We start from the raw sequence: 20452 nt of genomic DNA on the forward strand, positions 1-20452 counted from the left end.
AACAGTGCATTATATTAGATTTTTCGGTAAATTACAATAAGCTATTTAAAAAAATTAGTATTATACTAAATTTTTTATTTAGTTTTAATATCTCGCACTTTAAAAAAGCTATAAGACAAGGTAATTACCTTAACATCCTCCATTTCTGAATCAAGCTCAAAATCTTTATCTATAAAAAATGTTACGGGCATTAGTATTTTTTCGCCGGCTTTTAATAATTGTTCTTCAAAACAAAAACAATGGATTTTAACAAAATATTTTCCTGCTTTATTAGGAGTAACGTTATAAATGGAAGTACCTATTATATCATTATTACTTAAATTTTCGGTTTCATAAAAAACTAAAGTATTTTGTCCGGGAGTAATTTGAATTCTTCGTTGTTTAGGAACAAAACGCCAAGGCAAATTTTTATCGACGTTTGAATCAAATTCTATAGTTATCGCACGACTACCTTTTTCAGGTGAATATATATTTACTATCTCGCGGCTAGTAGTACCGCCGTAACCCGTAACTTTACAAAATAAATTATAAATCGGCACGGAAGCAAAGCTTAGTAATATCATGCTAAGCATTAGTCCGAGCAAAGAAGCCGCTAAGTTTTTATTAGATTTTTTCAACCTTGACCTTTAACTTTAATTAGTTTATTTTAGCTAATATACACGGCAACACAGTTAATGATATTGATGATAATAGGTATAATATATGGCTAATAAAGTTAATGCACTAGCAATTTCTAACGAATCAGGTTTTTATAGCTACTTACAAAAAATTAATAAAATACCTTCTCTTTCTCAAGAAGAAGAATTTTCGCTGGCAAAATCTTACCTTGAAGAAAATAATTTGCAAGCTGCTCATAAATTAGTAACTAGCCATCTTAAATTAGTAGCAAAAATTGCTAGCAGTTATAGAACTTATGGACTTCCTTTAACAGAATTGGTTTCAGAAGGAAATATCGGCTTAATGCAAGCAGTAAAAAAATATAATCCCGATTTAGGTTTTCGTTTATCTACTTATGCGATGTGGTGGATTAAAGCTTCGATTCAAGAATATATATTAAAATCTTGGTCATTAGTAAAGATGGGTACTACCGCCGCACAAAAAAAATTATTTTTTAGCCTTAGTAAAATTAAGCATAAAATCACTAATCTATATTCAAGAGCTATCACAGTTCAGGATTTTGCGCAAATCGCAACTGAACTCGGAGTTACGACAAGTGAAGTGGCCGAAATGAATGCACGACTTTCAGGAGCTGATTTATCATTAAATAATTCTATAAATAATGATGATAGTAGCAGCGGAGAACTAATTGAACTTTTACCCGAGACTCGCCCAAGTGCCGAGACATTGCTTATTAATAAACAAGATTTTACTAATAAAAGAAGTTTGTTATCAAAAGCAATGAAAATTTTAAATGATCGAGAGCTATGTATTTTAACGGAACGTAAATTAAAAGATTCTCCTAAAACTTTAGATATTTTAAGCACTGAATATAAAATTTCTAAAGAGCGTATTAGGCAAATCGAAAATACCGCTTTTGAGAAAATAAAGAAATTCATTTTAAAACAAATTGTTGATAATAATAAACCGACTGCGGAATCGATTTGATTTTAGATCAGACATATTTGTATGTAGGTATGTCATTCCCGTGAAAACGGGGCGTTGTTGCATGGCTCGAATTTTTGCAAAGTGTCTCGGTGTCATCTAGTTGCTTGACCACGGCATCCGGTCTTTTTATTAAGATTTTTCTGGATACCGTACTTATAATAACCATAATACGATAATTATTAGCCATGCAACTAACGCCTTTGGTCGCAGTTTTGTTGCATGGCTCCAAATTTATAGCAAATTTCACGATGTCATTCCGTGATTTATTCACGGAATCCAGGAAAATATATAAATAATACCATTATAAGTTGCTTTTCTGGATACCGTGGACAAGCCACGGTATGACAGTTGAGGTCTTTTTAAGAGCCATGCAACTAACGCCTTTGGTCACTCGCAATGACGTTTAGGGTATTCACGCAACAATGCCTTCCCGCGAAGGCGGGAATCTAGACTTTGTATTGTCATGCTGAACTTGTTTCAGCATCTCTTGTAGTAGATCCTGAAATAAATTCAGGGGGACTTTTTTGTATTTCCTGGATTACCGCCTACGCGGGAAGGCATTGTTGCGTGGATACCCAAACCGTCATGGCGAGGCGCTTTTTGGCGCCGTGGCCATCTAAGTATAAACATATTTTTATACTAAACTTGCCACCTATATAAATTTTTTGGTATTCTAATTAAATCCCTCATATATTCGGGATAGCCTGGATGGCCACAGCCACTCCGCGGCTTCGCCATGACGAGTTTTTTATTAATTTTCGAGCCATGCAACAACGCCCCACTTTCGTGCGAATGACATCCAGAATGCTAAGAAACACTCAGTTTATAATAACCTTCCTTTAACCGCCTTTCATTTATAAATAATATATTACTCCCTTGAAATATTTAAGTATCTATATCCATTGGCCGTTTTGTTTGTCAAAATGTCCTTATTGCGATTTTAATTCTCATATTGCAAATAAAATAGATCATAACCTTTGGCTTAAATCTTATGAAAAAGAAATTGAGCATTTTACGGATATAATTCAAAACAAATATATAAAATCTATTTTTTTCGGCGGCGGTACTCCCTCTTTAATGGAATCGTTTGTTGTAGAAGGAATAATAAGTAAAATAAAAGAAATAGCTAATATTGATGATCAGACGGAAATAACTTTAGAAACTAACCCGACATCTTTTGAGGCTAATAAATTTCGATCATTTAAATTAGCCGGAGTAAATCGTGTTTCCATCGGCGTACAATCCTTAAGAGAAGATGACTTAAAAAAATTAGGCAGACAACATGACGCCGCGCAAGCTATTAAAATAATTGAAGCAGCTCGTAAAATTTTTCCAAAAATATCTTTTGATTTAATATATGCAAGAAGTGATCAAACTTTAAAAGATTGGCAACAAGAATTAAAGGAAGCAATGCAGCTAGCTAGCGGACATATTTCTCTGTATCAATTAACTATTGAAAAAGGCACTTTATTTTATAAATTATTCAAAGAGGGTAGTTTAATACTTCCTAATTCCGATAAAGCAGCCGAAATGTATGAATGGACAAATTATTATTTAGAATCTAATAACTATTTTAGATATGAGATATCTAATTATGCGCTGCCGAATCACGAATGCATACATAATTTAGCTTATTGGCATTATGATAATTATTTAGGTATAGGTCCCGGTGCTCATAGTAGAATTATTGAGGACTCTAAACAGGCAACTTCTTATAGCATGATGATGTGGCATAAACCAGAAAAATGGCTTCAAGCCGTTAATGAGTTAAATGTAGGAATTCAATCTAAAATTAAATTATCGCTGCAAGAAATGATTGAAGAAATATTAATGATGGGGCTACGACTTAAAGACGGAATAAATATTAATAGTTTAGAGCAAAAAACCGGTATGAAGTTAACGAATATCTTAGATACTAAACTGCTCAACTATTATCAAACATTGAATTTAATAAAATTAGACAACAATATCTATCTTACCGATAAGGGATTAATGCTTCATAGCTATATAGTTCCAAGGTTAATTAAGGATATTCAATAGAGTTCTTTGTCAAACTCTAATAGTGTTGTTGCCTGGTTCGAGAACCCGCCCAAAGCGTCATGGCGAGCGTTGTTGCATGTCTCGAATTTTTGATGTCATTCCCGCGAAAGCGGGAATCCAGAAAAAACACTTAAAATAAGCAAAATTATATAAAAATTTACTATATAATTCGCTTAAATATTTTCTGGATTCCCGCCTACGCGGGAATGACATACGGCGCTTTTTTAGAGCCATGCAACAACACAGGTACAAGCCACGGCGCCAAGAGGTGTCTCGCCATGACGATTCCGGGAGCCATGCAGCAACGCCAACGCTAATAAAGAAGTAGAGTTTTAAAAGACTCTACTTCTTATTATAATTAAGATTTTTTAAGCCCTAATAATTATCTTAACGTTTTTTATGAAATACTAGTTTGTCCACATGTTGAATTATCACTACCGGCTACCATGTTTACTATATCCGGAGCTTTAAATAATATTATAATAGCAGCTATTATAACCAAAGCTACTTCCCATTGTAATTTACCTCTAAGAGTTTGAATTCCTAGAACAATTATACCGACAACCGCTATTCCTCTAGCCGTATTACCTCTAAATATTTTTATCATATTACATAATGCAGCCCCGATAGGGTCGGCAGAAGCACCACTTGCAAATGCATCAAACGACATCATAATCGCAGCTATACTAAGAAAGGTAAGTAATAAGCGTACCCCAAAATTTTGGTCTAGCGATTCTATATTTAACTGTTTAAAATTCATAAATTTACCTCGATAATTATTTTAAAGATTAATATTACACTCTATCTCTATATTAATCAACTTCTTAATATATGCAAATCATACTTATTTTATATAATAAAATACTATCATAAACAAATATTTTTAAGTAACATTATAATCACAGTAATATTAATATTAATTTTAAATTAATTCTACTTTTATTAAAATTTTTTATACGACTGAAATAAAATATCAAATATCACCTACCGAATACATATATAAAAGTAAATAAAAACAACCATACTACATCGACAAAATGCCAGTACCACGCAGCAAATTCAAACCCTAAATGACCATTATCGTTACTAGTAAAATCTCCTCTTTTTGCTCGAAAATAGCCGACTGTTAAGAATATCGTACCGATTATTACATGCACCCCGTGGAAACCGGTTGCTAAGTAAAAATTAGACGCATATATTCCATCGGTAAATTTAAAAGCCGCATGATGATATTCATAAGCTTGCATCAGGGTGAAAAATATTCCGAGTAATACGGTAAGACCAAGAGCCGTAGCACAATCTTTTTGATTATTTTCTTCTAAAGCATAATGCGCCCAGGTAACGGTACTACCGGATAACAGCAATATCAAAGTATTAATAAAAGGAATATCAAAAGGATCGAAGGTTTTAATGGAAGGCGGGGGCCAAATTCCCTCTTTTACTACCCATACACCGTCAAGAATACCTACCGGCGACAAGCTAGATTTAAAAAAAGAAGCAAAAAATACCCCGAAAAATACTATTTCCGTTAAAATAAATAATGCCATACCGATTCTAAGGCCCGCTCTAACCGGCGTGGTATGCTGCCGTTCTATTATTCCTTCTTTTATTACATCCCTCCACCAAGAATATAAACAAAAAATTACCGAAGCGCTTCCTAAAGCTAGGACATAAGCACCAAATTTATAATCATGCATAAACATTGTGCCGCCTATGACTAAAATAAGTAAGGCAAACGAGGTAAGCACGGGCCAAGGACTCGGTTCGACAAGATGAAATAAATGGGTCTTGATTTCAGAATTTTGATTAATAGAGATTATTTCCTGACTCATATTTAATAATTTTACTTTAATGATATTAAGCTTTGTTTTCTAACTAATTTAAAATACTAACTCATTATATATTTAAAAGTAAATCTTGGCAAAAATTAATTATATTAACGCGAACTATGGATAAGAATTATACATAGTTCGGGTTATATTAGGCATGTTTTTTATTTTTAGAAGCTAATCAGTAACTAGTAATTACATTTTTCTTTATGCCGGCAACTAAAATCTCTTGACTCTTTAAATTATTACATTAATGTAGAAAACCGCTAATAATGTTTAAGCTCCATTGTTACAAAAACCAATCTGTTAAGCCTGGTACTAGAGTTATGCCAGGGGTCCATTGTTATAAGTGACCAAAAATCATGAAGTGCAGTGGAAGGTTGTTGTTTTCAATGACGGAGCTTAACCCCTGGCACCTTTTAACTGCTAGCAGGTTGTATTTATATATAAAACACATAAATTTACCGTAGGGAGTTAAAAATGGTTGATAAAGACGAAAATTTATTTGTAATTAAGGTTGAAGAAGAAAATCAACCGAATTTTAAAAATATTAAAAGACCGGTTAGAAAAAATTTCTTTTTTTCTCTACCCTTTTTAGCTAGTCTTTTGCTATTTTTTTATTTTCTTCTCAATTATTTAGGAAAGTAAATATTCAATTTATTTCTGGGTTAAACTTTATTTTGCATTACAATAAAAAATTAAATTACGGAATACTCTTATATTATGACCAATAAAGAAGAAACTAAAATTACAAAAGAAGAAGCCAAAAATTTACTAGATATAAACGAATCTGAATTTGAAATACTTATGGACTTCGGCAGTAACAACTTCGACCGAGATGCAAAAAAACTTTTAACAAATATCGGACTGTGTTATAAGCTGCTCGGTGAAATAGAAAAAAGTAACGAATATTTTGCAAAAGCTAGAGAATATGAAAAACCGTTATTTGAACAAATAATTAATACCTTTATTTGTGTTACAGAAGAATTCTTAGCTACCCTTCTCGGAAATTCAGAAGATTTAAGCGATTCAGAGAGTTAATTACAGCGTCATCTCGATCGCTTGATACAAGCAAATTTTTCGACATTCGCCTGTACTCACGTACTCTAGTACGGTAGCTTAGCTCGTCTTTAAATTTATCTTGTCTGAAGCTTTCTGAATTTAGCCGTACCTCATTAACGATTTCGGAAATCAATTATGAAAATCACCTTACTCTGCGTCTGTATGTCATTCCCGTGAAAACGGGAATCTAGAAAGTATTTAAGCGAATTATATAGTAAATTTTTATATAATTTTGTTTATTTTAAGTGTTTTTTCTAGATTCCCGCCTGCGCGGGAAGGCAATGCCCGCGTGGATCGAAAATTAATAAAAATCCGTCATGGCGAAGCCGCGAAGTGGCTGTAGCCATCCAGACTACCCCGAATATAATGAGGGATTTAATTAGAATACTAAAAAATTTATATAGGTGGCAAGTTTAGTATAAAAATATATTTATACTTAGATGGCCACGGCGCCAAGAGGCGCCTCGCCATGACGGTTTGGGTATCCACGCAACAATGCTACGGGCTTTGTTGCATGGATCGAAAATTGCTATATTTTGGGTATTCTTTAAAAGTACCGCGATGTCATGCTGTGGCTTGACCACGGCATCCAGTCAGGCTTTTTAATTTTTTCTGGATACCGTGGTCAAGCCACGGTATGACAAGTTTTAAGCGATTTTAACCATCCATGCAACAACGCCAATGCTACGCGGGAATGACATAGGGCATGCTTTACCTATCCACAAAACAATTATCTTTATTTCATCCCCAAAATACTTCTTAACTCTTCCCATTCTCTTTTGGTCATTTCGCTAGTTTCCTGAGTGACGTTTTCGCCGTTAATCATCCTTTTTATAACGCTAAACCCTTTTTTAGAAATGCTTTTTCCTTCTAGGCAATGCTCATTAAAAGCTTCATAAGTAAAAGGTACCCAAGCTTTTACGATATCAAGCATTTTTTCGGCATATACTCTTATTTCATATTGCGCATGGAAATCAGCTCTTAGTCTTAGAAAATGTAATAAATTATGTAAATTAATTTTCCAGTACCATTCCGTATAATAATTTAGAGTTAAATTCATCCGCGCTAGTTCCCTAGTAATACCGATAGTATTTTCATCTAAAATATTACCCTCTTCGTCAATATTTAGCATTTCGGTATAATGCCGATAGCAGTTATTTGCATCCTGCTCAAGCAATAACAAGACTTTATCGGCTATTTCTTTCGGTACGCTATTTTCCTCTTCTCTACCCTGTTTATTAATTTTAGACTGCGTGGAAATATTTTCCCGTTCCGGCAAGTAAAATTCATTGCCTAAAATCGAATATCTCGCTGAATATTCATTTACGCTGGCAGTTCTGTGGCGTATCCATTGCCTTGCAACAAAAATAGGTAATTTTATATGAAATTTAATATCGCACATTTCAAACGGGGTAGTATGATGATGACGAATTAGGTAATTAATGAGTCCCTTATCTTGATTAGTCTGTTTTGTTCCCTTACCGTATGATACGCGAGCCGCTTGCACTATAGCACTATCATCACCCATATAATCTATAACCCTGATAAAACCGTGGTCTAAAACTTTGATAGGCTCATATAATATTTCTTCTAGGGAAGGAACAGTTACTCTTTTAGTGTGATTAGTTTGACTCATTTTTATCCTCTATAATGTTCTATGTCATTCCCGTGAAAACGGGGCTTTGTTGCATGGCTCGAATTTTTGCAAAGTGTTTCGGTGTCATACCGTGGCTTGACTGACGTTGTTGCGTGGCTCAAATTTTCGATGTCATTCTAGCTAAAAGCGGAAATCCAGAAAATAATAGTCATCGTGAATTTATTTCAGGATATCTTTTAGTAGATGCTGAAACAAGCTCAGCATGACAAAGAAAAGTCTGGATTCCCGCTTTTAGCTAGAATGACATAATACTACTTTATCAAGCCATGCAACAATATCATCACTTCAAATAATTATATAAATTCTTACCGTTATTCTTTAACCATAATTTTGCCGCTATATATTCCGGGTAGATATTTGCTACTAAGTCCCAAAAATTTTTACCGTGATTCATTTCTTGCAAGTGAGACATCTCATGGACGACTAAATATTGCAGCACCTCATAAGGCGCAAAAACTATCCGCCAGTTAAAAGCAAGGTTGCCTTTACTTGAACAACTCCCCCACCTAGTCACATTATCCATAATTCTAAGGTTGGAATAAGCTAATTTATGTTTGCTAGATATGGTATTTACTATTTCAGTTATTTCCTCTAATAATTTCTTTTTAAGAAAAATTTGTAAAGTTGTTTTTTTAAGCGTTTCTGTAGTATGTAGTTCTATCGTATCACAATTTAATTTTATAGTATGATTATTTGATGAAGTATAAACCACTTTGTAAATTTTACCTAAAATAGGAATATTCTCGTTGTCCGCGTCGACCAAAGTTACCTTTGTTCGTAATTTTTGCCTAATCCAAGATTCTTTACTTAGCAAAAATTTATAACCTTTTTCCGGATTTGCTTTAAAGGGTAAAACCAACTCTGCCCCTTTATGAGTAATCCTTATACTGATATTTCGGGCTTTATTACTTCTTCTTATTTCTATCCTTTGGGGGCTACCGTATCTATTAAGGGTAAAAAAATTTTCCGTCATTTAGTTTAACGGTACATATTTAGCCGGATCGACGGCAATTTTACCTGCGCGGATAGCAAAATGCAATTGAGCAGTTTTAGCATTACCGGTATGTCCTACATAACCGATTACATCACCTTTAACCACCGAAGCGCCTTTTTTAGGTATCGCCTCTTTTAGATGGGCATATGCGGCATATAGATTACTAGCATCTAGTTTTACTATCAGTAAATTACCGAATTGCTTATCATAACCGGAATATACTACTTTGCCGCTAGCCACCGATCTAACGCTGCTACCTTCTTTTGCCGCAATATCTACCCCTTTACTTTGACCGTGCTGCGTGTTTTCACCAAAATTAGTAATAATTTCACCTTCCACCGGTTTGATAAAATTTAGTTTATTATCCACATTTAAACTGCCAGTATTTTCTTTATTCTTTTTATTTAGCAGCTCATTACTAACTTTAATTTTAATAATCTGTGATTCATCTAAAATATACGGATAAGTTAAATCATTAAAGCTTGCTAATGCTTTAAGATTTTGTTCGTAATCCCTCGCAATAGATTCTAATGTTTCCCCTTCTTGAACCTCATGATAAATTATTTTATTATCATCTCGTGCGAGCGGCACTGTAATTATATCATCCGCTTCCTCTATAGTCTCCTGCTCCGATTCTTTTAAAACACCTGCTGTTTTTTCTTGTATATCCTCATCAATATTTTTGCGGACTATTATTCCTTCATCACTTTCCGATAATCTAGTAGACTCATTCTTATTACTACTAACAAGGTTACGGGATGCGCTTGCCTCTCCCCCGTATTCAATAGGTGCAGCAGGCTGATCAACACAGGCGATAACAAAAATTACCGCAAAAAAAAGCAATATAACGCGAGATATCATATATTTACCGAAATTATTTATTAGGCAACAAATTAAGCATAGTATATAATTTTTATCATTATTTTCCATCAAAAAAATCAATTATGAAAACTTACGATATTGTAATAGCTAGCGATCACTCAGGTTATCAATTAAAAAGTGAAATTATTAATTATTTACAAAAAAAATCTTTATCTGTTTATGACTACGGTACTAATAATACGGAAAGAGTTGATTACCCTGATTATGCAAAAAAAGTTGTAGACGGAATTATCGAGGAATTAGCTCCCCTTGGCATTCTAATTAGCGACACCGGCATCGGTATGTCGATTGCAGCTAATAGAAGTTCCCAAATAAGAGCAGCACTTTGTTTTGACCTATTTACGGCAAAAAGAGCGCGATCTCATAATGACGCTAATATATTAATTCTAGGAAGCAAAATATTAGACCCTAAAATAATTTATGAGATGATCGATAATTTTTTAACTACTAAATTTGAAGGCGGCAGGCATAGCGTGCGATTATCAAAGATAAAGTGAATGCAAAATATAATATCATTATTGCGTGAATAGGTAAAAGTACCCTTGGTGTCATGCCGTGGCTTGACCACGGCATCCAGAAACAAAAAGTCATGCTGAACTTGTTTCAGCATCTTTTTGAGTAGATCCTGAAATAAATTCAGGATGACGACAACGCTGGATACCGTGGTCAAGCCCACTACTGTACGAACGTTTAAATAAAGAGGTAAAAATTCTGTCATTCCGTGGCTACGACCACGGAATCCAGCTTATAATATCATAAAAAGATTCAAAATAAGTTTAATATGGCTTTATTTTCCTGGATGCCGTGATCAAGTCACGGCATGACACAGCCTTTTTTCAACGTTCGTACAGTAGTGGGTCAAGCCACGGTATGGCAACTCTTCAAATTAATCTTCGTTTATCAATTCTTCACTTACAGGCAACACAAAATGAACCTTCTCGATTTTAAACAAAAATATAATTACGATGCTGCAACCAAAATGATGCAGCAATATTTAGATATTAAATTTGCTCATTTGGATTATCTGTTGTTATTTAGAATGGGTGATTTTTATGAAATGTTTTACGAAGACGCAATTTTAGCAAGCGGCGTGCTTGGCATTGCATTAACCAAAAGAGGTAAAAACGGTGAAGAAGATATTGCGATGTGCGGCGTGCCGTACCATTCGCTTGAGACATATTTAACAAAATTAATTGAAGAAAATTATAACGTTGCTATTTGCGAGCAGCTAGAAACACCGGAAGAAGCTAAAAAACGTGACGGATACAAAGCAGTAGTAAGTAGAAACGTCACGCGCATTATTACGCCCGGCACGATAATCGAGGAATCGTTAATTTCAGCAAGCGAACCGAATTACTTGGCTAGCCTTGCTTTGCTCAAGAATAAGGATTTAGCGGCAATTTGTTACGTTGATCTTTCTACTTCGCAAATCTCCGTAATTAATATCCCGCAAAATGACATTTTAAATGAGTTGGCGAGGCTAAAGCCGAAAGAAATTTTACTTAGCGAAAATTTAAGGTCTTCCGAGCTTGCCGGCAATATCTCTAAACAATTAGGTTTGAGAATCACCTACCAAGTCGATAGTTTTTTTGCCTTCAACAAATGTCAAAAAATTATTTTAGATTTTTATAAAATCAAGGATGTTAAAGCCATCGGCGAAATATCCGACCGACAAGTTAGTAGTATCGGTAGTATTTTAGAATATTTGTCTTTAACCCAAAAAGAACATATCCCGCGTTTGCCGCTGCCGAAAATCGTCAATCTGTCGGAACATATGACAATTGATTTTGCAACAAGACGTAATCTTGAAATTGTCTCTAACCTGTCAGGTCACGTCAAGGGAAGTTTACTAAACACTCTTGACCGCACCGTTACTAAACCCGGTAGCCGCTTATTATATAATTTTCTATCTAGCCCGCTAACTAACATTACCAAAATAAATCATCGCCTTAATATTACGGAATTTTTCCACTCTAATCTAGAAATAGCGGCGGCAATTCGGGGAGTCTTAAAAAAAACCGGTGATTTAGAACGTTGTTTAACGCGGATTACTATGAATCGCAGCTCCGGGCGTGATTTGTTAAATATTAAATATACGTTAGATGCAGCTTTGCAAATTAAAGGAATATTTTTTAGTCATTACGGTCTTAATTTACCGCCCTTTATTGAAAAAATTATTAAAGCCTTATCGGGAGATGAAGAATTATATGACTTAATAGATCAGTCAATTAAGGAAGATGCACCGAATAATTTAAATGACGGCGGAATAATAAAACACGAATATCACCCGCGCGTAAAGGAATTATACGATTTAATTAATAACGGCAAATTACATATAGAAAAATTAAAAGAGCAATATCGACGTGAAACCGGTATAGACACCCTTAAAATATCCCATAATAATGTTATAGGGCTTTTCATTGATATCACTACCAAAAATATTAATAAAATACTAGACCCCCAATTTATTCATCGCCAAACTACGGCTAATAGTGCCAGATATACTACTATCAACCTACAAAAACTCGAGAGCGATTTGGTAAATGCCCGAAGCTTAGCAATTAGTTTAGAACAAGAATTATACGCTGATATTTGTCGGCAAATAGTTGATAAAACCGTATTTTTACGAATGCTGGCAAGTTCTTTAAGCGGTCTCGACGTATTTTGCAATTTTGCGCATATCGCCGATGAATATAATTACGTTAAACCGGAATTTACCGAGGATCAAAGTTTTGAGATCGTCAAAGGACGCCATCCCGTAATAGAGCAAGCACTACTTCGCGATAGCAAGAATTTTGTAAATAATAATTGCTCTTTAGCGGAAGATAAACGAATTTGGTTAATTACCGGTCCGAATATGGCAGGGAAAAGTACTTTTCTGCGACAAAATGCAATCATTACCATAATCGCCCAAATAGGCTGTTTTGTACCCGCTAGCCGCGCTAAAATAGGCATTGTAGATAAAATATTTAGTAGGATAGGTGCAGCGGACGATTTACTGAAAGGGCAATCAACCTTTATGGCGGAAATGCTTGAAACCTCGGCAATTCTTGCACAATCAACTAAGAATTCTTTAATTATACTTGATGAAGTGGGCAGAGGCACATCTACTTACGACGGGGTATCGATTGCTTGGTCGGTGCTGGAATATATTCACGATAAACTAAAATGCCGCTGTCTTTTTGCTACTCACTACCACGAGCTTACTATTATGAATAATTTTCTGCCGGCTTTACAAAATTATACTATTGCTATTGAAGAATCGGGAAAGGATGTTTTATTTTTGCATAATATTATAGAAGGAGCGGCCGACAAATCATACGGGATTCATGTAGCTGCGATTGCCGGCTTACCTCTAAGTGTTATCAATAGAGCTAATCAAATTTTAGCAAAATTTGAAAAAACAGCAACTAACAAAGGAAAAAATATCTTATCTACCGAATCAAATAATTTAAGCTTATTCACTTTATCGCCTCCCGTTAAAGAAGCAGAGCCTTTAAGTAAATTAGAGGAAGAAATAAGAGATATTAATCCTGACTCGCTTTCCCCTAAAGAGGCGTTAGAAATAATATATAAATTGAAGGGGTTAATAACCTAGTATAACTCAAAGCTGTTTAAAAGTCGTAGTCGATGTTATTCCGGCATAGACCGTTGTTGCGCGGGAATGACATCAAGAATCTAATACATACAAGCACCATTGCCTAGCGAGCAATAACTGCGTCAAATTAACAACTTTAAAATAAGAAATTCAACCTAATTAATCATAATAGTATTTTGCTTTAGTTTAGAATCTCTTAAATTTTAAGATACGGCTAACTTCAGAAAGCTTCAGACAAGATAAATTTAAAGACGAGCTAAGCTACCGTACTAGAATACGTGAGTACAGGCGAATGTCGAAAAATTTGCTTGTATTAAGCGATCGAGATGACGCTGTATCTATAATTAATTAAAATTTAAGGAGAATTAATGCGCAATCAACCTCACGTACCGATCCTACCTTTAAACCCATCGACCGCAAGCCCGGAAAATAAGCAATCATTAAATTATCCAAGTTCAGAAGATGATGAGGTGTTAGAATTTAAAAAACCGGAAGATAAACAATTAAATAATGATGAAATATTGGATAAATTTCGTACTTTAATTAAAAACGAAGAAACAAATAAAGATTCAATAGAATCATTATTTGTAGAATACCCTGATATTTTACATATAGCAGTGGAACAGGGAAAAGAGGAATTTGTTAAAAAGATTTTAACATTGAAACCGGAATTAATTGACATATTAACTATTAAAGATTTAACAGTATTACATTCCGCAGTGTTAGGTATAGCAGACCTAGAAATGTTTAAAATACTACTTGAAGCTAAGCCAACATTAATTAATGCAAAGGATCAGTGGAATAAGACAGCTTTAGATCAAGGTAGAATTGAAGGGTTTGGCAAATATAGAAAGGATTCAAACGATCATCAAATAAATGAACAGTATTTTTTAGAACTACAAGAGAAAGCTCTAAAACTTCTGGGCATTAATAATGACGTAGAGGAATAAATATAAGAAGAAAGGAAATTATTAAAACCTCAACTATGGATAAGTTTTAGCTTAAAAACTTATCCATAGTTCGCGTTATTAAAGTTCAGTAACCAACATCGGTACGTCGCCTTGTATCGGAGCTTCATATTCAGTATGATTAAAGTAAATTGTTTCTCTTTCAGAGTCACAATCATCAGAGAAATAATCGCTATCCTCATTTTCATGAGTATTATCATATTTTACCGGTTGAGCGGTAACTTCATTTATTAGATCGTCATTTTCTTCCACATCTGAATCATAACCTTTATCCTCTTCATCTTGTTGCTTTATATCAATAGAGGGAACGGCTTTAACAGTTACATTATCTAAAGCTGCCGGTACTATTTTAATTTTACCGCCTTCCATACTGATTTTTTTACACGCCTCAGGCAATTTTGCATTTTTTGGAAATATATAGAATGCATTATTAACATCAATTATTTCAAATTCTTCAAGAATAATATTTAATTCTTCTTTTTTTATATTTTTGCCGTTTGAGCCGCCGTTACTTAAGACATAACATTTTTCAGTCTCCTTCTCAAAATATATTGCCACCTTTTCAACATTATCCAAATCCGTTTGTACTATATTAATCTTACCGTTTACCATATTAATTTTCTTACATCCATAAGGCATTTTTATACTTTTTGGTAATATATAAAATTCATTATTGTGAGCAATTACCTCACATTCCTTGAGAATACTAGTTAATTCCTCTTTTTTTACATTTTTATTATTCAAACCGTAATTGCTTAAGGCATACCATTTATTACTGCCGCTTTCTAAATATATTGCAATCTTTTTAGCATTTACATTATTTAATTTTGCTTGCATTATATCAATCTTCTCATCTACATACCTTACATTATCTAAATCCTGCTGCACTACCGTAATCTTACCGTCTACTATATTAATCTTTTTACATTTGTTAAGATCGTTTTGTACAAAAGGCTTTAGAAATTCATCATTGTTATGTATCAAATAATATCCCTTATTATACATAAATATCTCTGCTTCTTTAAGGACATTATCTATAGTACCTAAATTAACGCCTTTATCTTCTTTTACGGTAGGAATATTACGTGATTCAAAAAAATCCCGATCATTATTAACAGCTAAGACACATCCATCATTATCAATTTTAACTTCCGGGAAAAACCCTTTAAATAGACTATCTTCTTCCTCAAACAACTTCACTTCTTTTTTTGCTTTAGAATCAGGAAATATTTTATCACTTACCCAACTAAATGTTTCTTTAATCTTTTTATATGCGTTACCTGCAAAAAAAGAAAAAGTAAAATTAGAAGGTCTACTATAATTAATTATTCCACAAGATGAGCTATTATCGGCAACCGCTATTCCTGTTACCGTGTTAGCCGGTAATGTCGTAGTAGGATCAATAATCTTCTCATAAATAGGTTCATCATCGTGATTCACTTCCCTCGGAACTAAATAATCCGACTCTTTACTTCCAAGTGATTCCGTAGCGGTAGTATCAACTATTTTATTACGAGGTGTTTCATTTTTATTGTCAGAGAATAAGTTTGAAGCTTTCTCTTTCAATTTACTAATAATCCTAGGAGCATCCTTAATAATACTAAAAATTTTGTTGCGACTAATTCTTTGAGAATTAAGTAAAGAATCAAATAACATATTAATACACCTTCCTATCGATTTAAAATTCTTATTAATTTAAGATGCACAAAATAGAGCTATATATATCCATATGTCAACAAATATTAATTATATATGACAATATTATTAATATTTCTTATAATATTGTCGTAACTTTAGATATTGATAGAGAAAATTGTTGTAGACGTAAGAAACTAGTATTAATATATATAAAAATAATTTGAAACTTATGCATTGTTTACCGGTCATCATCAACTTAATATTTTCCGGCTTAATATTTTTTTTGAGTTCTTGCACTTTAAAGCCCGTATATAGCGAAAAATATTATAATAATCAATTTCTGCATAATGAATTAAATGCTATTGATGTTGAGCCGATAATATCTGTTGACGGAGCGGAATTTTATCACCGACTTGTTAGTATTCTACCGCAAACGACAAAAGCACAATATCTATTAAGAGTCCAATTTAGCAATATAAGTATGCCGGCAACTATAGAAAAAAATTCTAATGTTTTACGGGAATCTATAAATCAATTCGTTAAGTATCAATTAATTGATATTAAAACCAATAAAATTTTAATTTCAGAAAAATTTTATCAAACTACTTCATATAATATAATTTTTATGCCTTATGCCTCTGATGTCGAGAGAGAGGAAACGCAAATAGAACTAGCACATCAAGCAGCCGAAGAAATTCGTAGTAGATTAATTTTATATTTTGCTAAGAATATAAGGGCTTCATGAAACTATATATTTCTCAGACGAATCAATTATTTGAGTTAATCTTAACCGGTAAAATTAAAGCTATATTACTTTACGGTCCCGATAAAGGTTATATAGATAAAATTTGTAAGTTGTTAATCAAAAAATTCGCTATGTTACAAACCTCTATGGAGTATGCAAATCTTAATGTTTCTTCTTTAGAGATGTTACTTAACTCACGGAATTTTTTCGGTCAAAAAGAATTAATCAAAATAAGATCGGTAACGAACTCCATTGATAAAAGTTTAAAAACGGTTCTTACCGGCAACTATTTTCATTTGCCGGTATTTATCGGCGATGAAATTGCCGCTAGCTCAACTATTAAAAAATTTTTTGAAACGGAAGAGCAATTAGCTGCTATTGCCTGTTACCATGACAACGAGCAGAAAATCGAAAAACTAATATTAAATGAATTTAATAAGGCAGCGAAAACTATCAGGGGAGAAGCACTTATTTATTTAAAAACTCACTTAAAGGGTGATCATGGATTAATTTGTAATGAAATTGATAAATTAATAAATTTTGCTTTTGATAAACAAGAAATTACTTTACAAGACGTAAAAGCTGTAATTAGTGGCGAGATTATGGCAAACGGCAGTGATTTAGCTATTTATTTTGCTAAAAAAGATTACGATAATTTTTTGCATGAACTTACTATATTAAAAAAACAAAATATTAATGAAGTCCTAATCATTCGGGCATTAATTAGATATTATTTAAATTTATATATAGTATTATCAAAAGTAGCAAACGGCGAAAAGCTTGATTTAGCGATAAAATCGCTCTCGCCACCGATTTTTTACCAATATATTAACGACTTTAAACAAACCGCTAATCAAGTTAGTTTGCAAGATTGTATAAAAACTTTAGCAATCTTGCAGCAAGCCGAAGTTGATTTTAAATTAAGACCCGCTAGTTTTGACTTATACCAACAAATTTGTATACTCGATTAATTTGAAGAATGCGCGTTGTGATGACATCCTAGCTAAAAGCGGAGTGTTGTTGCATGGCTCATAATTTACCGTATTATGGTTATTATAAGTACGATGTCATACCGTGGCTTGACCTACTACTGTACGAACGTTTAAATAAAGAGGTAAAAATTCTGTCATTCCGTGGCTACGACCACGGAATCCAGCTTATAATATCATAAAAAGATTCTAAAATAAGTCTAATATGGCTTTATTTTCCTGGATGCCGTGATCAAGTCACGGCATGACACAGCCTTTTTTCAACGTTCGTACAGTAGTGGGCTTGACCACGTGTATGACATCGAATTGCTGTGCAAAAATATTGAGCCACGCAACCAACGCCATTGCCGCGCGGGAATGACATCAAAAACTATACCGACAAATTTGTAATTGAGGTTATTAATATGCCGAGACCTGATTTTTCTGAACCCTATAATAAACTATACTCAAATGATTTGGATAATTGGAACGTAAAACAAGGAGTGAGCGCACGGAGCCTATACTTAATAGGTGAGTACGCAAACCCCCCGAAGTTTTACGGAGCCAATTCTTCAAAGCAGAAGAGTATACAAGAAATTATTAGAGTTAATCACGCCGGCGAATACGGTGCAAAAAGAATTTACCAAGGGCAATTAAAATATACAAAATCCTCAACTGATTATGCATTAATAACAGAAATGCTTGAGCAAGAAGAAATACACTTAAATTATTTTACCGATGAATTACTAAAACGGCAAATTAGACCGACAATTTTAATATTCTTCTGGCATCAATTCGGTTATTTGCTAGGAGCGGGATCGGCTATATTCGGTCCTAAAACCGCAATGCTGATAACTCAGGCGGTTGAAGAAGTAATAGAGGGGCATTATCAACAGCAGATAGATTATTTAAAGAATATCGATACGGAATTACTAAATAACATAACACAATTTCAAGCTGACGAAATTGCGCACAAAAACACTGCTATAATCAATGATAGCGAAAAAGCTTTCCTTGCACCGGTAATTAGCAAAATAGTTAAGCTAATTTGTCATATTTCCATTAATTTAAGTAAGAAGATTTAGGCTCTGTGAACAAAATTTAAATTATTTATATTTTGAGGTGTTTAGGTGCGATAATTAATAAGATTTTTGCAGGAATAGTTATTCTTATTTCAAAAAAATCTTATAATTGGAAGTATAAAAAGAACTAAAATATATTAATTTAAATTTTGTTCACAGAGCCTAATTAACGTATTATAACAATCGTTAAATTATCTAACTGTAATTTTTGCCATATCTTGTCAGTAGTATAAATTACCATATTTTCAACTATTCCTGTAGCAATACAAGCTCTATCTCCCAGAGATAAGCTAAATTCTTTAGTTTTTGCAATTAAATTACCGGTAACAAGCCCTGTCTGATATGTAAACGGTATTATTTCAGGAATTATTTCGGTTACTATTTCCTCAATTTTATTTTGAGGTATCCCGACTCGCATTAATACACTAACAACCTCACTTAAATTAACTGCAGAAATACACGAAGAAGCAAGTAAATCTTCTAACTGTTTATAACCCGGTTCTTTTTTAATTAAAGCCAAAAGTGCTGAAGCATCAAATAGTACTTTATTCTTTGCTTGCATCTTCTTTTCTCATAGTATTAAGTATATCAACTAATGATTTACTAGTATATTTTTCTATTATGCTTCGGGCTTTTTCTAAAGGTGCTTGAAAAGTGGTAACTACTAACTCATGTTCCTTACATTTTATAAAAACTTCATCACCAGGTTTAAGATTTAATTTTTTTCTAATTTTAATTGGAATAGAAATTTTACCATTTGTATCAATATAACTTTTTTTCGGTAACATAATTTTTAGATTTATATAATTTAAATAAATATAATGATTATTATATAATATTAAAAATGAGAAAACAATGAAATATAAAAAATAAATTTTAAAAGGTTAGCGTTGCCTTTTTTATAAAAATTTAGTATTATATTTCATATGTAATTTGATATTAGAATATAATATGACTGTTATACATGAGCTAAGTAATTTTCAGTTTCAAACTGAACAAGCCGGCATTATAAAAAGCTTTGCCGCTATGAAAAAATCCAAAAAATATCTTGCAGAAATAACAGAAGCCTTAAATTCGGAGTTACCCCAAGAAAGGGAAAAATGGTGGCACAAAGAGAAATAAAAAAATTTGGCATTGCTAATTAAAGATAGATATCGTCATTGCGAGTTGCTGTAGGCATTGTTGCGTGGATGCCTAAATCGTCATGGCGAGGCACCTCTTGGTGCCGTGGCCATCCAGTTAAATAAATTTAATACTAAACTTGTTTAGTATTCTAATTAAATCCCTCATTACATTCGGGATAGCCTGGATGGCCACAGCCACTACGTGGCTTCGCCATGACGTTTGGGGTATCCACGCAATAACACCTCGCAGGAATGACATA

29 protein-coding genes are annotated in these 20452 nt (G+C 33.3%); 14 read left to right on the forward strand and 15 right to left on the reverse strand.

Annotation, left to right across the window (positions count from 1 at the left end):
* Positions 1-74: 74 nt before the first annotated feature.
* The gene (locus AAHM91_RS07515) at positions 75-617 is read right to left on the reverse strand and encodes a cytochrome c oxidase assembly protein (RefSeq protein WP_301282637.1); all 543 of its coding nucleotides are present in this window, start codon (positions 615-617) and stop codon (positions 75-77) included.
* 85 nt (positions 618-702) lie between these two features.
* Here AAHM91_RS07515 and rpoH point away from each other — a divergent pair, with 85 nt between their 5' ends.
* Positions 703-1605, forward strand: coding sequence for an RNA polymerase sigma factor RpoH (gene rpoH / locus AAHM91_RS07520; protein WP_253307938.1), 903 nt, complete (start codon positions 703-705; stop codon positions 1603-1605).
* A gap of 7 nt (positions 1606-1612) precedes the next feature.
* Here the strand turns inward: rpoH and AAHM91_RS07525 are convergent, their stop codons facing one another.
* Together AAHM91_RS07525 and AAHM91_RS07530 are read right to left on the reverse strand one after the other, a co-directional pair.
* Positions 1613-1876 (reverse strand): hypothetical protein, encoded by a 264-nt coding sequence (locus tag AAHM91_RS07525; RefSeq protein ID WP_342270390.1) that lies wholly within the window; start codon positions 1874-1876, stop codon positions 1613-1615.
* Positions 1877-2291: 415 nt separating this feature from the next.
* Positions 2292-2423 (reverse strand): hypothetical protein, encoded by a 132-nt coding sequence (locus AAHM91_RS07530; protein ID WP_341793782.1) that lies wholly within the window; start codon positions 2421-2423, stop codon positions 2292-2294.
* Between the two features lie 49 nt (positions 2424-2472).
* On the opposite strand from AAHM91_RS07530, the gene hemW reads away from it, so the two are divergent.
* Positions 2473-3645 carry a radical SAM family heme chaperone HemW gene (gene hemW / locus AAHM91_RS07535; protein WP_342270752.1) on the forward strand — a complete coding sequence of 391 codons (1173 nt, stop codon included), beginning with the start codon at positions 2473-2475 and terminating at the stop codon, positions 3643-3645.
* Between the two features lie 57 nt (positions 3646-3702).
* Here hemW and AAHM91_RS07540 read toward each other — a convergent pair whose 3' ends face one another.
* From AAHM91_RS07540 to AAHM91_RS07550, 3 genes are all read right to left on the reverse strand, one after another.
* Positions 3703-3879 carry a hypothetical protein gene (locus AAHM91_RS07540; protein WP_342270391.1) on the reverse strand — a complete coding sequence of 59 codons (177 nt, stop codon included), beginning with the start codon at positions 3877-3879 and terminating at the stop codon, positions 3703-3705.
* 163 nt (positions 3880-4042) lie between these two features.
* Positions 4043-4405 carry a TrbC/VirB2 family type IV secretion system protein gene (locus AAHM91_RS07545; RefSeq protein WP_342270392.1) on the reverse strand — a complete coding sequence of 121 codons (363 nt, stop codon included), beginning with the start codon at positions 4403-4405 and terminating at the stop codon, positions 4043-4045.
* A gap of 220 nt (positions 4406-4625) precedes the next feature.
* A complete protein-coding gene (locus tag AAHM91_RS07550) occupies positions 4626-5477 on the reverse strand; it encodes a cytochrome c oxidase subunit 3 (RefSeq protein ID WP_342270393.1) in 852 nt (283 codons plus the stop codon).
* Positions 5478-5954: 477 nt separating this feature from the next.
* Here AAHM91_RS07550 and AAHM91_RS07555 point away from each other — a divergent pair, with 477 nt between their 5' ends.
* A complete protein-coding gene (locus AAHM91_RS07555; protein WP_253307941.1) occupies positions 5955-6122 on the forward strand; it encodes a hypothetical protein in 168 nt (55 codons plus the stop codon).
* Positions 6123-6197: 75 nt separating this feature from the next.
* The gene (locus tag AAHM91_RS07560) at positions 6198-6515 is read left to right on the forward strand and encodes a hypothetical protein (RefSeq protein WP_342270394.1); all 318 of its coding nucleotides are present in this window, start codon (positions 6198-6200) and stop codon (positions 6513-6515) included.
* Positions 6516-6949: 434 nt separating this feature from the next.
* Here the strand turns inward: AAHM91_RS07560 and AAHM91_RS07570 are convergent, their stop codons facing one another.
* The 4 genes from AAHM91_RS07570 to AAHM91_RS07585 all read right to left on the reverse strand — a co-directional run bounded on the left by AAHM91_RS07570 (position 6950) and on the right by AAHM91_RS07585 (position 10048).
* The gene (locus AAHM91_RS07570; RefSeq protein ID WP_342270396.1) at positions 6950-7120 is read right to left on the reverse strand and encodes a hypothetical protein; all 171 of its coding nucleotides are present in this window, start codon (positions 7118-7120) and stop codon (positions 6950-6952) included.
* A gap of 152 nt (positions 7121-7272) precedes the next feature.
* Positions 7273-8172, reverse strand: a complete 900-nt coding sequence (thyX, locus tag AAHM91_RS07575) for an FAD-dependent thymidylate synthase (protein WP_253307944.1) — start codon at positions 8170-8172, stop codon at positions 7273-7275.
* 301 nt (positions 8173-8473) lie between these two features.
* Positions 8474-9166 carry a M48 family metallopeptidase gene (locus tag AAHM91_RS07580; protein ID WP_253307945.1) on the reverse strand — a complete coding sequence of 231 codons (693 nt, stop codon included), beginning with the start codon at positions 9164-9166 and terminating at the stop codon, positions 8474-8476.
* Positions 9167-10048 carry a LysM peptidoglycan-binding domain-containing M23 family metallopeptidase gene (locus AAHM91_RS07585; protein WP_342270397.1) on the reverse strand — a complete coding sequence of 294 codons (882 nt, stop codon included), beginning with the start codon at positions 10046-10048 and terminating at the stop codon, positions 9167-9169. It lies immediately after the preceding gene.
* A gap of 83 nt (positions 10049-10131) precedes the next feature.
* Here AAHM91_RS07585 and rpiB point away from each other — a divergent pair, with 83 nt between their 5' ends.
* On the forward strand, positions 10132-10566 hold the full coding sequence (gene rpiB, locus AAHM91_RS07590; RefSeq protein ID WP_253307947.1) for a ribose 5-phosphate isomerase B: 435 nt from the start codon (positions 10132-10134) through the stop codon (positions 10564-10566).
* Here rpiB and AAHM91_RS07595 read toward each other — a convergent pair.
* On the reverse strand, positions 10488-10787 hold the full coding sequence (locus AAHM91_RS07595; RefSeq protein ID WP_342270398.1) for a hypothetical protein: 300 nt from the start codon (positions 10785-10787) through the stop codon (positions 10488-10490). The genes rpiB and AAHM91_RS07595 overlap by 79 nt on opposite strands.
* A gap of 86 nt (positions 10788-10873) precedes the next feature.
* Between AAHM91_RS07595 and AAHM91_RS07600 the strand changes: the two genes are divergently transcribed.
* The 3 genes from AAHM91_RS07600 (at position 10874) to AAHM91_RS07610 (ending at position 14617) form a co-directional block, all read left to right on the forward strand.
* Entirely contained in the window at positions 10874-11017 is a 144-nt protein-coding gene (locus tag AAHM91_RS07600; protein ID WP_341793772.1) for a hypothetical protein, read from the forward strand.
* Positions 10998-13667, forward strand: a complete 2670-nt coding sequence (mutS, locus tag AAHM91_RS07605; RefSeq protein WP_342270399.1) for a DNA mismatch repair protein MutS — start codon at positions 10998-11000, stop codon at positions 13665-13667. Before AAHM91_RS07600 ends, mutS begins: the two co-directional genes overlap by 20 nt.
* A 368-nt stretch (positions 13668-14035) precedes the next feature.
* Positions 14036-14617 (forward strand): ankyrin repeat domain-containing protein, encoded by a 582-nt coding sequence (locus tag AAHM91_RS07610; RefSeq protein WP_253307949.1) that lies wholly within the window; start codon positions 14036-14038, stop codon positions 14615-14617.
* 78 nt (positions 14618-14695) lie between these two features.
* Here the strand turns inward: AAHM91_RS07610 and AAHM91_RS07615 are convergent, their stop codons facing one another.
* Entirely contained in the window at positions 14696-16291 is a 1596-nt protein-coding gene (locus AAHM91_RS07615; protein WP_342270400.1) for a hypothetical protein, read from the reverse strand.
* A gap of 211 nt (positions 16292-16502) precedes the next feature.
* Here AAHM91_RS07615 and AAHM91_RS07620 point away from each other — a divergent pair, with 211 nt between their 5' ends.
* The 5 genes from AAHM91_RS07620 (at position 16503) to AAHM91_RS07640 (ending at position 19071) form a co-directional block, all read left to right on the forward strand.
* The gene (locus tag AAHM91_RS07620) at positions 16503-17018 is read left to right on the forward strand and encodes a hypothetical protein (RefSeq protein WP_410526165.1); all 516 of its coding nucleotides are present in this window, start codon (positions 16503-16505) and stop codon (positions 17016-17018) included.
* A complete protein-coding gene (holA, locus tag AAHM91_RS07625) occupies positions 17015-17989 on the forward strand; it encodes a DNA polymerase III subunit delta (protein WP_253307952.1) in 975 nt (324 codons plus the stop codon). The genes AAHM91_RS07620 and holA overlap by 4 nt, the downstream gene beginning before the upstream one ends.
* Positions 17990-18042: 53 nt before the next feature.
* Entirely contained in the window at positions 18043-18189 is a 147-nt protein-coding gene (locus AAHM91_RS07630) for a hypothetical protein (protein WP_342270401.1), read from the forward strand.
* A 46-nt stretch (positions 18190-18235) separates the two neighbouring features.
* Entirely contained in the window at positions 18236-18397 is a 162-nt protein-coding gene (locus tag AAHM91_RS07635; protein ID WP_342270402.1) for a hypothetical protein, read from the forward strand.
* Between the two features lie 116 nt (positions 18398-18513).
* Positions 18514-19071 (forward strand): demethoxyubiquinone hydroxylase family protein, encoded by a 558-nt coding sequence (locus AAHM91_RS07640; RefSeq protein WP_342257192.1) that lies wholly within the window; start codon positions 18514-18516, stop codon positions 19069-19071.
* A gap of 163 nt (positions 19072-19234) precedes the next feature.
* Here AAHM91_RS07640 and AAHM91_RS07645 read toward each other — a convergent pair whose 3' ends face one another.
* Both AAHM91_RS07645 and AAHM91_RS07650 read right to left on the reverse strand, forming a co-directional pair.
* On the reverse strand, positions 19235-19630 hold the full coding sequence (locus tag AAHM91_RS07645) for a type II toxin-antitoxin system VapC family toxin (RefSeq protein ID WP_253307954.1): 396 nt from the start codon (positions 19628-19630) through the stop codon (positions 19235-19237).
* The gene (locus AAHM91_RS07650) at positions 19614-19856 is read right to left on the reverse strand and encodes an AbrB/MazE/SpoVT family DNA-binding domain-containing protein (RefSeq protein ID WP_341793765.1); all 243 of its coding nucleotides are present in this window, start codon (positions 19854-19856) and stop codon (positions 19614-19616) included. Before AAHM91_RS07650 ends, AAHM91_RS07645 begins: the two co-directional genes overlap by 17 nt.
* A 163-nt stretch (positions 19857-20019) precedes the next feature.
* Here AAHM91_RS07650 and AAHM91_RS07655 point away from each other — a divergent pair, with 163 nt between their 5' ends.
* Positions 20020-20190, forward strand: a complete 171-nt coding sequence (locus AAHM91_RS07655) for a hypothetical protein (protein WP_342270403.1) — start codon at positions 20020-20022, stop codon at positions 20188-20190.
* Between the two features lie 117 nt (positions 20191-20307).
* On the opposite strand, the gene AAHM91_RS07660 is transcribed toward AAHM91_RS07655, so the two are convergent.
* Positions 20308-20451 carry a hypothetical protein gene (locus AAHM91_RS07660; RefSeq protein WP_342270404.1) on the reverse strand — a complete coding sequence of 48 codons (144 nt, stop codon included), beginning with the start codon at positions 20449-20451 and terminating at the stop codon, positions 20308-20310.
* Position 20452 lies beyond the last annotated feature (1 nt).

Source organism: Rickettsia endosymbiont of Orchestes rusci, assembly GCF_964030945.1.
Taxonomy (GTDB): domain Bacteria; phylum Pseudomonadota; class Alphaproteobacteria; order Rickettsiales; family Rickettsiaceae; genus Rickettsia.